This is a genomic window from Lysinibacillus sp. RC79, from assembly GCF_041262405.1.
GTDB lineage: Bacteria > Bacillota > Bacilli > Bacillales_A > Planococcaceae > Lysinibacillus.
Genome location: NZ_JBGCCD010000022.1, coordinates 66,017 through 80,340 on the forward strand (window position 1 = coordinate 66,017; position 14,324 = coordinate 80,340).

A 14,324-nucleotide genomic window follows, 5' to 3' on the forward strand; every position below is an offset into this window, starting at 1 on the left:
TTCATGAATATTCTTTGAATACATTTCTCATCTAGCGTGAAATATGATAAAATAGAACAAATATTCGGTTTCGGCGTGATTCACGAATGTCTAATTATAAAAATGAAACAAATAGCGGTTGGTAAATTATTGAAGTGGTGATTTCGATGTACTGAATTATTTACTGCATTGCGAGTGAAAAAAGAATGACGTCAAGGTAAAATTATTTATTACTTGAGGTGATTGGATGTCAGCAATTCGTTTTTTCCATATGGCGGATTTACATTTAGATAGTCCATTTAAGGGCTTATTTGGTTTACCCGAACAAAATTTCAAAAAGATTCGAACAAGTACTTTTGAAGCATTTGACAAAATTATTGAGAAGGCTATTCAAGAGAAACCTGATTTTTTACTGATTGTCGGTGATATATATGATGGTGAAAATCGTAGCTTACAGGCACAAAGACGATTTCAAGAGGCTATGGAAAAACTCTTTCAACATAATATCCCTGTTATTTTAAGCTATGGTAATCATGATCACTTAAATGGTGCTTGGACACGCTTTTCCTTACCGAGCAATGTTTATGAATTACCAGCTGAAACTAGTGTTGTGCAATTAAAAATACGTGGTCAGCAAATAAATATTTATGGCTTCAGCTATAGCGACCGTCATATAACGAAATCAATGATTGATATTTATCCTGTTGCACAGGACCAGCATGTTATTCATATTGGTATGCTTCATGGTAGTGAGGCTAGCGATACCTCGCATGCTGTTTATGCCCCTTTCACAAAAGATCAACTTCTTGAAAAAAACTATCATTACTGGGCTTTAGGACATATTCATAAACGTCAACTTTTACATCAAAATCCACCGATTGTTTATCCAGGCAATATTCAAAGCCGACATCGGAAAGAGCAGGGAATAAAGGGCTTCTATGACGTAACCTTGTCACAAACCTCTACTGACCTGGAATTTGTGCCGACATCTACTGTTGTTTATAACACGGTAGAGGTGGATTGTACGAATGTGTTTCATGCAAATGAACTATTAAAAAAATGTGAAGAAGTACTAACGCTTAATCGTCAAAAGTATGGGGCATCTGTTATTGAACTCCATTTAAAAAATATAGATGAACAATCACAATCTTTATTTGAACATGCTACAGTTGATGCATGGCTAGAAACTATTCGAGAAGCCGAGGATGGGATTGAACCGATGTGCTGGGTACAAAAGCTCGTGTTACATCAATCGGCAACATTGTATGAGCATACTGCTGCGACTGAATCGGTGATGAATTTAATGGAGCAATGGGATATTTCTGAATGGAAGGATATTTTAAAGGAACTGTACCAGCATGCTGGTGGTGCAAGACTGATCGAACCTTTAACAGAACAGGACATTAAAAATTTAATGCATAACGCGCAAGAATTATTAGCAGAAGAAATTCAAAGGGCGTGAATAACATGCTAACGATACAAAAAATCCAAATTTATGGCTTTGGCAAGCATGAAAATATCACCATTACTTTACATGAAGGTGTTACCATTTTTTATGGGATGAATGAAGCGGGTAAAACGACCATTCAACAGTTTATTTTACAAATGCTTTTCGGATTTCCCACGAGGCAGCAGACACAACGTAAATATGAGCCGAAAGTATCGACTAAATTCGGTGGTCAGCTTACGATTGGGCATCCGACGTATGGGCAATGCACGATAGAACGTATTAAAGGTAAGTCAGCTGGAGATGTCACAGTTTATTTAGAAGACGGAACAATGGGGCATGAGGAGCTTTTAGCAAAACTATTATATGGTTACTCAAAAGCCTCCTTTGAGTCAATTTTCTCCTTTTCATTACATGAGCTACAGGGCATTGAAAAAATGTCAGAGGAAGAGCTAACACATTTGTTGCTTGCCTCTGGGACAACAGGGATTCAACAGCTATCGTCTCTAGAAAAGAAATTGGATAAAGATGCTAGTGAGCTTTTTAAAAAGGCAGGCAAAGTGCCACTTATTAATCAAAAATTGGAGCATTTAAAAAAGCTAGAACGCACCATTAAACAAGAGCAAGGTAATATTCAGACCTTTGAGGATAAATTATTACATTTACAGCAGCTCGATCAAAGGCTAGAGGGGTTATATAGTCAGCAAAAAACACAGCAGCAAAATTGGCAGCAGCTCACAATTCTTCAGCAGGCTATGCCACTTATAAAACAGCAAAAAGCTTTCGAACAGACGCAAAAAAGCTATGAACATGTGCAGTTTCCACCAGAAGGGATTCGACGTTATGAGCAATTAAAGGATCGGCTTATGCATGAAACACTACAAATGGAGCAGCTGAAGGAGCAGTATCAGGCACTACAACATAAGCTACAATTAACAATGGACGAGCAAGCTATTACTGAAATGTCTCGTCTTGTGAATAAGGAAGCAACTTGGAATCAGTTAGTTGTTAAGGAACAGAACTTAATGGATGAGCTGTATTTAATCGAGCAAGAAATAGAAGCGCAGTTTCGTTTATTAGGTGTTCAGGAAAAAACAGCGCAGGATATTTTGCTTGAAGAGACAGTATCATTACAGCAAGAGGAACAATTCCAACAACAGTTAAGCCTATTAGAAGAAGCAGAAGAAGAGCTGAAATTCCATTTGCGTTCGTTGGAGCAACTACATGCAGAATTAGATACAATCGCTCAACTGAAACAACAGCTTCAACAGGAGTCATTATCTACAGAGGAAGAACATATTTTAGCAGAGTGGCCTCAGCGTAAGCGAAAGCTTGAACAATTGCGTTTTGGAAGGTCACAACGCTCGAAACAACAACAACCAAGTGTTTTTATTTTTATTGTGTTAGCCATAAGTGTACTTTCGTTTATCTATGGTGTTATGGAAAAAAATATAGCTGTAATCGTTGTAGGAGCGGTTATGTCACTGATCATAATTTTATATTTAAAATTTGCTAGACAAGCACATGAAGCGCCGAGTAAACAGCAAAGTCAGCAAATACGTGAGTTAGAGCAGGAGGAAAATATGGCTCAAGCCATCCTGCTAAAAAAACAAAAACTTGAAGATCGCTGGTTACATGTAAATGAGCAACAGCAAGAAAAAGAACGTCAATATGTGAAACTTGAATATAAAATTCAGCGGGCTGAGCAGGTGAATGAAGAGACCACTAAGTCGCTTCAGCATTTTTTAGGACGCTATCGGCTAGAGGGGAATATACCGAAAACATTATTACCAGAGCTGTTTATGCGCATTCGTGGTGCTCAAGAATTGGCAGCTAAAAAGAAGAGTACATTTACTCTTCTACAAACGGTACAAGCGGAGAAAATCGACCTCCAAGAACAAGCACAGCAAGTCTTAAAGGCAGAGTATAGTGAGCAAGAAATCTTTATGCATTTACGTAATACATTTCTTACTTTACAGCAAGAGCAACAGATATCCCAACAAGCAAAAGAGCAGTTGACTATCCTTCAGACCAAAATTCAAGGAGTGCAATCATATATAGACAGCTATGATTCTGAAATTACTCAGTTATTTAATGCCGCGAATGTTCAATCAGAGAAGGTTTATTATGAAACTCATGAACAATTTGAGCAACAACAAAAAATAAAAACAGAACTTCAAGCCATTCAGAGTCAGCTAGCCTCGCTGAATGTAGACAACGAACAGTCATTGATAGATGAGGAACAGCTTAATGAAAAACTACTTAATTTAGAAGAAGAACGGGGCGCAATGCAGGTTGCGATAGATCATTGCTTAGAACAACGCGCGACACTACAAATCCAAAAGGAGAATCTTCTAAATGACGAGAAATATGGTCAGTTGCTTCAACAGTTTGAAGAAGAGAAATCATTGTTGCAACAGCTCATAGGGCAATGGGCTACAAAAAAGGCATTGGCTACTGCGATTCATGAAACATTGTTCCGCCTAAGAGAAGAAAAACTACCATATGTTTTGACAGAGGTTAATGCAATATTTAATTTGTTAACAGGTGGACGTTACGATAAGCTTTTAATTAATGATGAAGGCTATTTTGTTACACAGGATGTTTCTGGAATACGTTATCAAATGGCGGAATTATCACAGGCAACGAAGGAGCAAGCTTATATTTCGTTGCGCATGGCATTAGCAAAAACGCTTACTACTTCTGCGCCATTTCCATTTATTATGGACGATCCTTTTGTCCATTTTGATCGAAACCGTACAGACAAAATGGTACAATTAATGAAAGAAGTAGGATATGAACGTCAAATTTTATATTTTACTTGCCATGACGTGATGCTCGAACATTGGCAGAAAGACCAAATTGTCGATGTTGGAGCACTAGCAAATGAAAGGGGAGTAGCGTCAACATGAAGGGTATTACGACGCTCCAGGCTGGAGAATCAGTTGATCAATTTTTATTAATTAAACAGGCGGCAAAAGGGGTTACTACAGTTGGAAAGCCATTTATGTCACTGTTATTACAAGATAAAAGTGGAGATATTGAGGCAAAGCTATGGGATACAAATGAAGATCATGAAAAAATGTATCACGCTGAGGCAATTGTCCGCGTAGGTGGAGAAATTCATGACTACCGTGGCAAAAATCAATTGCGTATAAAATCAATCCGTGTAGCAAAACCAGAGGAGGGGATTGCTATTAATGATTTAGTTCCTTCCTCAGCAACTCCAAAAGAAGAATTATATGAAGAATTGACGCAATTTTTCTTTGATATTAAAAATCCGAATATATCACGAATTACACGTGCAGCTATTAAAAAACATCAGGATGCTATTTTAGTATACCCAGCTGCAACGAAAAATCATCACGATTATGCGTCTGGTCTATTGGATCATATGGTGTCAATGTTGAAACTCGGAAAAGCAATTGCTGATTTATATCCTACATTAAATCGAGATCTGTTATATGCAGGGATTATTCTGCATGATATCGGCAAGGTAGTTGAGCTATCAGGGCCTGTTGCAACAATGTATACTGTTGAAGGGAATTTACTCGGTCATATTACTATTATGGTCAATGAAATTGCCAAAATTGCTAGTGAACTAGAAATCGAGGGCGAGGAAGTCATGCTATTGCAACATATGGTCCTATCTCATCACGGTAAAGAAGAATGGGGCAGCCCGAAAAAACCGATGATTCAAGAAGCGGAAATCTTGCATTATATTGATAATATTGATGCAAAGATGAATATGCTAACACGAGCATTAGGCAAAACTGCTCCAGGTGAATTTACTGAGCGACTATTCCCACTTGATAATCGATCGTTTTATAAGCCGACTATTTAGTAAATGTGAAAAAGATGTAAGATTTATCCCTTAAATCAAAAGATGAAATAGCATTTAAAAAGAAAGAGGATTCATTTTGATTAAACTTTATTCAAAATGAATCCTCTTCATTTACTTTACATACGTGTTTTCAAGATACTTTTGATCAATTTTATTTCAAAGCGATAGTATAAAAAAAGGGTTACGCCTGTATAAGCGTAACCCTTTTTCATATAGTAAAATAACAACTATTTAGATTATTTTTTTTCAGTATCTTTAGCTTCGTTGTCTTTACTTTCTTTATTAGCTTTTTCTTCAGCTTTTTTAGCTGCTTCTTCAGCAGCTTTAGCTTGTTCTTCACTTGTTGTTGTAAGGGCCTTGATAGCCGGTTCTAATTCTTTATCAGATGTTTTTACATCAGCATCTTTAGCCATTTTTGCAACGATATCTTTAAGAACTTGTTGATCTTGACCTGTGTTCACTAATTTAGATAGCATTTGTGAACGGATGTTTGCTTCTTCGTCTTTGAATGAGCCAACACCTTTTACATCACGCTTGTCCGTAATTTCAATAACGTGGTAACCAAAGCTTGATTGAACTGGTTCACTTAATGTATTTACAGGAAGGGCATAAGCAGCATCATTAAATTCGTCTACCATTGCACCAACAGAGAACCAACCAAGCTCTCCACCTTTTTCAGCAGAGCCAGTATCCGTTGAGTATTCTTTTGCTACATCTGCAAATTTAGCGCCGCCTTTAATTTTGGCAATAACTTCTTTAGCTGTTTTCTCATCTGCTACTAAAATATGACGAGCATTTAACTCAGTTTTCATTTGCTCATAATGTTTTTTTACATCTGCTTCTTTAAAAGCTTTATCTTTTAAAGCCTTTTCAGAAAGAAGCTGAATACGTAAAGTATCTTTAAAGCCTTCCTCAGTTAAGCCGTACTCAGCAAGTGCTTGGGCAAAGCTATCACCTAATTGTGAAGCAGTTGCGTCATATGCTTCTTTGATTTCTTTATCTGATACTTTATATTTGTCCGCTAATACTTTTTCAGTCAACATTTGTTCAAGTATCTTAGAACCTGCTAAAGATTTTGATGTTTTGTTAAAGTCAGCAACTGTAATGTCGCCCACTTTTGAAGTTGCAATCGTTTTGTTGTCTCCTCCGCTACAAGCACCAAGCGCTAATACCGAAGCAGCTAATGTTAAAGATAAAACTGTCTTTTTCATAGTGGATATTCTCTCCTTACAATGGTTTCGTCCATTTTTTACTATAACATAAACGTTTTAAAAACAAAATGGTTCCCCTTGAGTATAGCCTATATTTCAAATTATCAAGCGCATAGGATATAGAAAAGAAAGGGGGTGAAGTTATGAGCAGCGGAGGATATGGTGGCGGCGGTGGCTACGGCTCAGGCTCAGGCTTTGCTTTATTAGTTGTGTTATTTATCTTATTAATTATTGTTGGTGCAGCGTTCCTATACTAATTAATAAAAATGAAAAAAAGCTAAGGGTTTAACATCCTTAGCTTTTTTTGACAATATTAGGCATCTGCACCGCACCGCACCGCACCGCACAAAAATAGGATTGGTCTGGCCGAGTTATCACATAAGGTGTCCGATTTACCTCTACGCGTGCGGACAGTATGCACTTTTCTTTTTAACTATACTGCATATAAAACTTCAATATAAAATGAGACAAGTAAAATTGTAATAAGTATATTTATAGTTCGGAATACTTTTGGTTGCTTTTCTTCGGGAATTTCACGTCGCATGCACAGCGCATAAGTCATGCGGTTTATTTGAAATAAATAGAATACCGAGAATAGAACTACAATCATTAATAGCAAGTCTATTCCTCCCCTCTTTCAGTATTAATAGCATAACAAAAAACGTCAATAAAACACAAGTACAAGCAATTTAGTGAACAGTAGGCGGCACTAAAATTTCATAGCCTTTAGGAGTCTCCTCAATCTGGGAGTCTTTAGGTGAATTTAATAAATATTTCACATATAGAATATCAATTACACATAGACTACAATGGTAAGCTAAAAGTAATGTGCCATAATGGGTATACGCAGGGAATAGCAGTGTACCTAATAAAATGCTTGTATTTAAAACAATAAATGGTGTGAGTAAAGCTAAAATATAACGATTTTTCGATAAAGGTTCACGGATACGCATGTGTAGAACCGGAATAACATAAAATTGAGTACGCACACGCAATTTTAAATGTTGACGTAAATCATATAATGCTAGAAAGTGTAAGCATTTATGGATTGGATAGATTGCAAATATAACAATAACAAATAGCCAAAACAACTGATCTGTATAGTGCTCGTCATTAAATAAATTAAATGTCACATAGGAAAGAGAAAAGACAGCAAAAAAAACAAATATAGACATGATCATAATACGCGTTGTTCCGTAATGATGTTCAAGATTTAATATTTTCCAACAATGCATGATTATCAACTCCGTAATATGAATGGTCCTATTTAATTTAAATTGATTTATGTTAGAATGCAAGAAAAAGGAGGTATCTCAGAAAAATTTCTGAAGTACCTCTTTTAGCATGATTTTATAAGCTACTGCGGCCATTAAGTAACTGACCCTAAAAGCCTAATAGTTTCACTTTCATCCTTTTACAGTTGAACGTTCTTCTATCGTGTCAAAGGAATCACGGAAGTGCTGGAAGGAACGCTCAAAGATGTCGATGAAGTCCTCTCCATAGATATTGCGAATAACAGCCATAACGTCTAAAAATTCTGGGAAGCGACCGTATAGGTCTTTTAAAGCTAGTGAGCCTTCTAGCACAGAATGATACGTATTATGATAATTACTATTCATTTCAACAATAAGTTCTGTACCTGCTTCTGTTAACTCAACGTACGTATTACGCTTGTCGTCATCTCGCTTTGAAAACTTAAGGAATCCACGCTCTTCTAATTTCTTTGAAAAATTAAATGCTGTGGAAACGTGCATAACCCCAAATTTTGCCACATCAGAAATTGAAGCCCCTTTTAAATGATACGAAATCCATAAAATATGATGTTCATTAATATTTAAATCGTAGGGCTTAATCCATTGCTGCCAATCTTTTTCAACTGCTTTCCATAAGGCTTTTGATAATTGCGCAATTCTTTGACTATAAAGCATCGCTTCTTTTTGAGTGTATAAGTCCTCTGACAAAGCCATCACCTACTGCTTTCTTTAACATTTTAAAAATATTATAGCAATAAAGGAAAAAAGTTTAAAGTTAGAAAAATTAAAAAATTGAAAAGTGGCTAAAAAATAATATTATAGAGATTAAATTTGATAAAAATATAGATTTTTTATTAGTAACCAAGGACTTTAGTCGCTAATTTTTTCTTGCGGTTTTTTCTTTTTTTCTGTAAATTGTGCAACATTTTTCTCGATTTCGCTTATTGAATTCTGTAATGCTTCTATTTCTTGTTGTAAGTTATTTTTTGATGGCTCGATTTCTTCAGTGAATGTAGTAATAGTTTGTTTTAAATCATTTATTATTAGTGGTATATTATTTTTCATTTCATTTGTAAGTGAATTAACGGATTGTTTAACTGTGCCTACTTGCTGCTTTACATCTAATAGTTTGTCCTTTGTGCTTTCAGCATTTGATCGCAAATTGGCACGTAATTGTTGTCCTGATTGAGGAGTTGAAAAAAGTACAGCGATTGTACCGCCTACGATCCCAGCTGTCAGTCCAAATAAAAATGGTTTTGCTTTCATATCGAATACCTCATTTCTGTAATTATCATGTATTACCTACTATTAAACCATGAAATGCACAAATACAAAAAGAAAAAGGAAACTAAACGAGTGATTTTGAATCACGGTTTAGTTTCCTTTGTAGATGAACGTGCATGTTCTACCTATGCGTCGTTTATTAAATTGAAATAGCTGTTTGGAATTTAGAACGCTTCACTAATTTTGCAACTATCGGATAAATAATTGCAAAAGCAATAACATTAAATGCTACAGCAGGTAATACAACGCCTACAAACAGAACAGCGAATGTTGCACCAACATTTGCATTGAATACAAAAAGTGCCACTGCTAAAAAGACAGTTCCAGATAAAATTGTTCCTAAACCAACTAAGCTAGCAGAAACTATAAAATTGCTTGCCAATTTTCTCAGCACAATTAATATAGCTAAAAAGACAAAGCCTGTAACTGCTTTATCGATAATATTTGGAACAAGTCCGGCTGGGAACGTTGTAAACAATCCTGATAGTACACCGGTTGCTAAAGAAAGTAAGAACGTCTCTTTAACAGTTGGGAACAATAAAATGCCAATAAACATCATTGTTAGCATGAAATCAGGCTTCATGCCGTTTACCATACCTGGTGTGACCACATAAAGGGTAGCGCCAACACCAACTAAAAGGGCCATTAATACTAAATTCTTTGTATTCATTTCTAATCTCTCCTCGACTATGCTAATCTTTTTGTCTCCTAACGTGTCCTATGACCGTTAGCGAAACTTATTTGTGATTGTACGCTATAAATATTAAAATTGCAATAGACAATTCTGACAATTCGAGTGATCAGAACATTGATTATTTAAGGTTAGCTTTAATGCTTTCCGCAACTTCAGTTAATTGCTCTGGTGTATATTTTTGTGTTTGCCAAATTAAGCCTAAGCCTTCTTTTTCATCGTAACGAGGAATAAAATGTAAGTGATAGTGGAAAACAGTTTGTCCTGCTGCAGCACCATTATTATTAATGGTATTCAGTCCAATTGGATTAAAAGCAGCTTTTATAGCATTCGCAATTTTCGGTGCTACTGCATATAAATTACGAGCCACATCCTCAGGCATTTCGAATAGATCCTTACAGTGATGTTTTGGAATTAATAGGGTATGCCCCTTTGCTACAGGTGAAATGTCAGTAAATGCAAAGACATGTTCGTCTTCATAAATTTTTGTACTTGGAATGGATCCATCAATGATTTTGCAAAATAGGCAATCGCTCATTCGAAAATTCCTCCTTATTTTATATGTAAATACATTCTATCATACTCATAACTGTATCATTTGCTAATTTTTGATAAAATATAAACGAGAAGAGGAGTGAGGGCATGACGGTATTAGAGGTACAACATGTGACAGGTGGTTATACAAGAAAGCCTGTTATTAAAGATTTGTCATTTACGATTGAAAAAGGGGAGCTTGTTGGCTTAATCGGCTTAAATGGAGCTGGTAAAAGTACGACGATTAAGCATATCATCGGAACAATGCTTCCAAAAGAAGGAGACATTCGTTTAAATGGTGTGACGTTAAAGGAAAATACGGACAAGTATCGTACAGCATTTTCCTATATTCCTGAAACACCTGTATTATACGATGAGCTAACATTACGTGAACATTTAGAATTAACAGCGATGGCATACGGCCTAGATGAAGCAACACTTGCAGCTCGTTCACAATTATTATTAAAAGAATTTCGAATGGAAAAGCGACTTAATTGGTTCCCTTCGCATTTCTCAAAGGGGATGCGTCAAAAGGTTATGATTATGTGTGCCTTTTTAGTCAATCCAAGTCTTTACATTATTGATGAGCCTTTTGTGGGGCTCGATCCACTTGGAATTCAATCATTGCTTGATCAGATGGATGAAAAGAAAAAAGAGGGCGCTTCTATATTAATGTCTACGCACATTTTATCGACCGCTGAAAAGCATTGTGACCGCATCATTTTATTGCATGAAGGACGTGTGCGAGCACAAGGAACAATGGAGGATTTACGCAAGGCATTTGCGATGCCACATGCGACATTGGATGATTTATATATTGCCATGACAAAGGAGCGCGACCATGAAGAACTTGCGTGATGTATGGTCCTCTCGCTTCATGCACTATATAGGTGAAGTACAAAAATATATGCGATTTATTTTTACAGGGCATCTAGCGATTGTACTAGTATTTCTTATCGGAGCAGGGGGCTATCAATATAGTGAATGGCTGAAAATTGTACAGCCTGATTTTCCAGCAGAAGTATTAATCGCAGTGTTTGTGGGGATTTTACTTGCATTTAGTCGTCCAACTTCACTTTTGAGAGAGCCGGACCAAGTGTATTTATTACCTTTAGAATCAAAAATGTCACAGTATTTTAAAAAGGCGTTAGCGTGGACGTTTTGGTCACAGGTTTGGATTGTGGCAATTGTTTATATCGTTAGTATTCCTTTACTAAAGGCTGTTACTGAATTAACAACATTTGAAATTTGGTCAGTGTTATTACTTATTATTATATTGAAGTATTTGAGCGTTCAGGGTGAATTTAGCTATCGTTATAGTGAACGTGGTCAAATGATTTGGGTGGACAAGCTAATTCGAGCTGTTATCTTTAGTGTTGCTGTGTACATGGGGCTTCATATGCAGCTTATTTTAGCGATTGTTGCTGCTGCAATTGGGTGTGTGTATATTGTAATATTTAGAAAAAAATGTGCAGGTGAGCCTGTCCCTTACGAGCATTTTGTGAGGCTGGAACAAAACCGCATGATGAGCTTCTACCGTTTCGCTAATTATTTTACAGACGTTCCGCATTTACGTGGTAGCATCCGTCGTCGTGGTTGGCTTGACTGGCTCTACAAATTTGTGCCATACAAAAAGGACAAAGCTCAAAAGTACTTGGTGTTCCGTACATTCGTCCGAACAGATGATCATTTTTATTTATGGCTCCGATTAACAGTGATTTCAGCTGTTATTGCAGCCTTTGTAGATATCCCAGTCGTTACATGGATTGTTGCAGGTGCATTGAGCTTTGCGACAACCATTCAATTAAAGCAGGCTTTATTATCCAGCGGTGAATTCCGTATGGATATGCTGTATCCTTTACCTGATGAAGCACGCAAGGTAGCAGTCAATCAAATTGTGCGTCTTGCGATGATCACTCAAGCTATTATAGTTGGTCTATGTGGTATCACACAGCCAATGTTCTATGTAACCTTTATCATCATACTGGTTGTAAGTGAATTGACTGCTAAAGTCTCAAAATCTTGAATATAGTTAATTTCGGCTTATCAACAAAGGCTAGAAGACTTTTGTTAAAACGTATGTCATGCGACTAAGTTGATGGAAGTGGAGACTGGGTGACTCCTCGGGGATTAGCGATAGAGGAACGAAGGCTAAAAGCATCACGTCCTGTGATAACGCCTTCGTGACCAACATCGTGTTGGCCCGAGACCCTGGAGCGAGCGATTAGGGGAACGAAGGCTAAAAGCATCACGTCCTGTGATAACGCCTTCGTGACTAACATCGTGTTAGCCCGACGCCCCCAGGAAAGCACCCAGTCGCAACGGAAATCAACCACACGCTTTGGTGATGAACCTTTATTTTTTTCTAATTGTAAAAGCTCATTTCTCCAATAAAAGAATTGGAAAAATGAGCTTTATTTTTTATTCAACTAATTGATAGTCTAGTGCTGCTGTTAATAATACCTTTGCAGCAATGAGCATTCCTTTTTCATCTATATCGAATTTTGGATGATGATGTGGTGCATATTCAGCTGGTTCGGCTCCAGTAAAGAAGAATGTACCTGGCTTTTCTTCTAAGTAGTAAGAGAAATCTTCAGCCCCCATAGTAGCTTCAACCTCAGCAACATCACAAATATCCTGTGCGATATTACGCACAAATAGTGTTTCCTTCTCATGATTGACAACTGCAGGGTAGCCACGACGATAATCAAGCTCAATTGTACAATCATGCGCAATTTCTGTACCTTGGATAACCCGTTTAAACTCACGCTCCATCGCTTCACGAACATCCTTATTAAATGTTCGAATTGTGCCATTTAAATAGGCTGTATCGGCAATAATATTGTCAGCATTAGATGCCACGAATGAACCAACTGATAATACAGCCGATTCGATTGGGTCAACACGACGTGCGACAAGTTGTTGTAAATTCATAACAAGCTGAGAGCCAATAACGATCGCATCCTTTGTTTGATGCGGATGAGCACCGTGACCGCCCTGACCTTGAATTTTTATTTCGAAACTATCAACAGCGGCCATCATCGGTCCTACGCGGTAGCCAATCATGCCTGTTGGATGGTTAGAAGATAGATGAGTACCAAAAATAGCATCAACGCCATTCAAAGCTCCAGCCTGTACCATCCCGATTGCTCCACCTGGATCAGCTTCTTCAGCATGCTGATGTATTAGTACATATTCTCCTGCTAATTCATCGCGCATTTCCCACAATAGCTTACCGATAATTAACAAAGTAGCTGTATGACCATCATGCCCGCAAGCATGCATAACGCCGGCTACAGTTGATTTGTAAGGTACATCTTTTTCATCTTGTATAGGAAGTGCATCAAAGTCTGCTCGTAAGGCAATCGTTTTGCCAGGCTTGCTTCCTTTAATGCGGGCAATTAAACCGTAGCCACTGACATTCGCTTCAAGCGGTACGCCCAGATTTCTATAAAATTGCATAATATAGTTAGCCGTTTCTTGCTCCTGGAAACTCAGCTCCGGATGCATATGTAGATGACGGCGAATCGCCACCATTTCATCAAAATGAGCATCAATCTTTTCAAGTAGACGTTGGTTCAAAGTAAAACCTCCTTAAACAGATTATTCTAGAATTGTATTAACTTCATTCAGCAAATGTCTTTTGTACCGAAAGCATAGCGACAGGTACAGAAGTCTCCCACCTCTATAGGCGGTGAAATGAATGCGGTTTCAAGTCACTTTTCAGCGGGTATCCAAACATCCGCTGAAATAGAGGAACTCAGTCTAAGAACGCCACGTCCTGTGGCAATTTATCTGTGCGAAAGCGAAGCGGCAGCAACAACACACGACTGAGTGACCAACATTTTGTTGCTGCCCTACGTTAGCACTGCGCTTTCGCACAAAAAACATCTGCTGCTGCCGCTACGCTTTCGCACAAAAAACATCTGCTGCTGCCGCTACGCTTTCGCGCAAAAAACATCTGCTGCTGCCGCTACGCTTTCGCGCAAAAAACATCTGCTGCTGCCGCTACGCTTTCGCGCAAAAAACATCTGCTGCTGCCGCTACGCTTTCGCGCAAAAAACATCTGCTGCTGCCGCTA

General features: G+C 37.6%; 16 protein-coding genes. 8 read left to right on the plus strand and 8 right to left on the minus strand.

Features of this window, described 5'->3' with window-relative positions:
• Positions 1–226: 226 nt before the first annotated feature.
• Genes ABH968_RS18740 through yhaM form a run of 3 tightly spaced genes read left to right on the plus strand, consistent with a single transcriptional unit; the run spans position 227 to position 5,270 of the window.
• A complete protein-coding gene (locus ABH968_RS18740) occupies positions 227–1,441 on the plus strand; it encodes a metallophosphoesterase family protein (protein WP_370046380.1) in 1,215 nt (404 codons plus the stop codon).
• A 5-nt stretch (positions 1,442–1,446) separates the two neighbouring features.
• Positions 1,447–4,338, plus strand: coding sequence for an ATP-binding protein (locus ABH968_RS18745; protein WP_370046382.1), 2,892 nt, complete (start codon positions 1,447–1,449; stop codon positions 4,336–4,338).
• Positions 4,335–5,270: a 3'-5' exoribonuclease YhaM gene (gene yhaM, locus ABH968_RS18750; RefSeq protein WP_370046383.1), complete on the plus strand. Its 936-nt coding sequence runs from the start codon at positions 4,335–4,337 to the stop codon at positions 5,268–5,270. Before ABH968_RS18745 ends, yhaM begins: the two co-directional genes overlap by 4 nt.
• Before the next feature lie 236 nt (positions 5,271–5,506).
• Here yhaM and ABH968_RS18755 read toward each other — a convergent pair whose 3' ends face one another.
• Complete coding sequence (locus ABH968_RS18755; protein ID WP_370046385.1) at positions 5,507–6,481, minus strand: peptidylprolyl isomerase; 975 nt, start codon at positions 6,479–6,481, stop codon at positions 5,507–5,509.
• Positions 6,482–6,624: 143 nt separating this feature from the next.
• Here ABH968_RS18755 and ABH968_RS18760 point away from each other — a divergent pair, with 143 nt between their 5' ends.
• On the plus strand, positions 6,625–6,738 hold the full coding sequence (locus ABH968_RS18760; protein ID WP_370046387.1) for a YjcZ family sporulation protein: 114 nt from the start codon (positions 6,625–6,627) through the stop codon (positions 6,736–6,738).
• A gap of 176 nt (positions 6,739–6,914) precedes the next feature.
• Here the strand turns inward: ABH968_RS18760 and ABH968_RS18765 are convergent, their stop codons facing one another.
• The 6 genes from ABH968_RS18765 to ABH968_RS18790 all read right to left on the minus strand — a co-directional run bounded on the left by ABH968_RS18765 (position 6,915) and on the right by ABH968_RS18790 (position 10,247).
• Complete coding sequence (locus ABH968_RS18765; protein ID WP_049668928.1) at positions 6,915–7,100, minus strand: hypothetical protein; 186 nt, start codon at positions 7,098–7,100, stop codon at positions 6,915–6,917.
• A 70-nt stretch (positions 7,101–7,170) separates the two neighbouring features.
• The gene (locus ABH968_RS18770) at positions 7,171–7,716 is read right to left on the minus strand and encodes a DUF3267 domain-containing protein (protein ID WP_370046389.1); all 546 of its coding nucleotides are present in this window, start codon (positions 7,714–7,716) and stop codon (positions 7,171–7,173) included.
• 171 nt (positions 7,717–7,887) lie between these two features.
• On the minus strand, positions 7,888–8,448 hold the full coding sequence (locus tag ABH968_RS18775) for an HTH-type transcriptional regulator Hpr (RefSeq protein WP_370046390.1): 561 nt from the start codon (positions 8,446–8,448) through the stop codon (positions 7,888–7,890).
• Positions 8,449–8,604: 156 nt separating this feature from the next.
• Positions 8,605–9,000 (minus strand): YtxH domain-containing protein, encoded by a 396-nt coding sequence (locus ABH968_RS18780; protein ID WP_370046392.1) that lies wholly within the window; start codon positions 8,998–9,000, stop codon positions 8,605–8,607.
• Between the two features lie 157 nt (positions 9,001–9,157).
• On the minus strand, positions 9,158–9,688 hold the full coding sequence (locus ABH968_RS18785; RefSeq protein ID WP_370046394.1) for a tryptophan transporter: 531 nt from the start codon (positions 9,686–9,688) through the stop codon (positions 9,158–9,160).
• Between the two features lie 142 nt (positions 9,689–9,830).
• Positions 9,831–10,247, minus strand: coding sequence for an HIT family protein (locus ABH968_RS18790; protein WP_370046395.1), 417 nt, complete (start codon positions 10,245–10,247; stop codon positions 9,831–9,833).
• A gap of 104 nt (positions 10,248–10,351) precedes the next feature.
• On the opposite strand from ABH968_RS18790, the gene ABH968_RS18795 reads away from it, so the two are divergent.
• Both ABH968_RS18795 and ABH968_RS18800 read left to right on the plus strand, forming a co-directional pair.
• On the plus strand, positions 10,352–11,101 hold the full coding sequence (locus tag ABH968_RS18795; protein ID WP_068986013.1) for an ABC transporter ATP-binding protein: 750 nt from the start codon (positions 10,352–10,354) through the stop codon (positions 11,099–11,101).
• Complete coding sequence (locus ABH968_RS18800) at positions 11,085–12,269, plus strand: ABC transporter permease (protein WP_370046397.1); 1,185 nt, start codon at positions 11,085–11,087, stop codon at positions 12,267–12,269. Before ABH968_RS18795 ends, ABH968_RS18800 begins: the two co-directional genes overlap by 17 nt.
• A 395-nt stretch (positions 12,270–12,664) precedes the next feature.
• Here ABH968_RS18800 and ABH968_RS18805 read toward each other — a convergent pair whose 3' ends face one another.
• Positions 12,665–13,825, minus strand: a complete 1,161-nt coding sequence (locus ABH968_RS18805; RefSeq protein WP_370046399.1) for an amidohydrolase — start codon at positions 13,823–13,825, stop codon at positions 12,665–12,667.
• Positions 13,826–13,942: 117 nt separating this feature from the next.
• Here ABH968_RS18805 and ABH968_RS18810 point away from each other — a divergent pair, with 117 nt between their 5' ends.
• Complete coding sequence (locus ABH968_RS18810) at positions 13,943–14,077, plus strand: hypothetical protein (RefSeq protein ID WP_370046401.1); 135 nt, start codon at positions 13,943–13,945, stop codon at positions 14,075–14,077.
• Positions 14,078–14,324: hypothetical protein (locus ABH968_RS18815; RefSeq protein WP_370046403.1), on the plus strand; the 247-nt coding region annotated here is incomplete at its 3' end.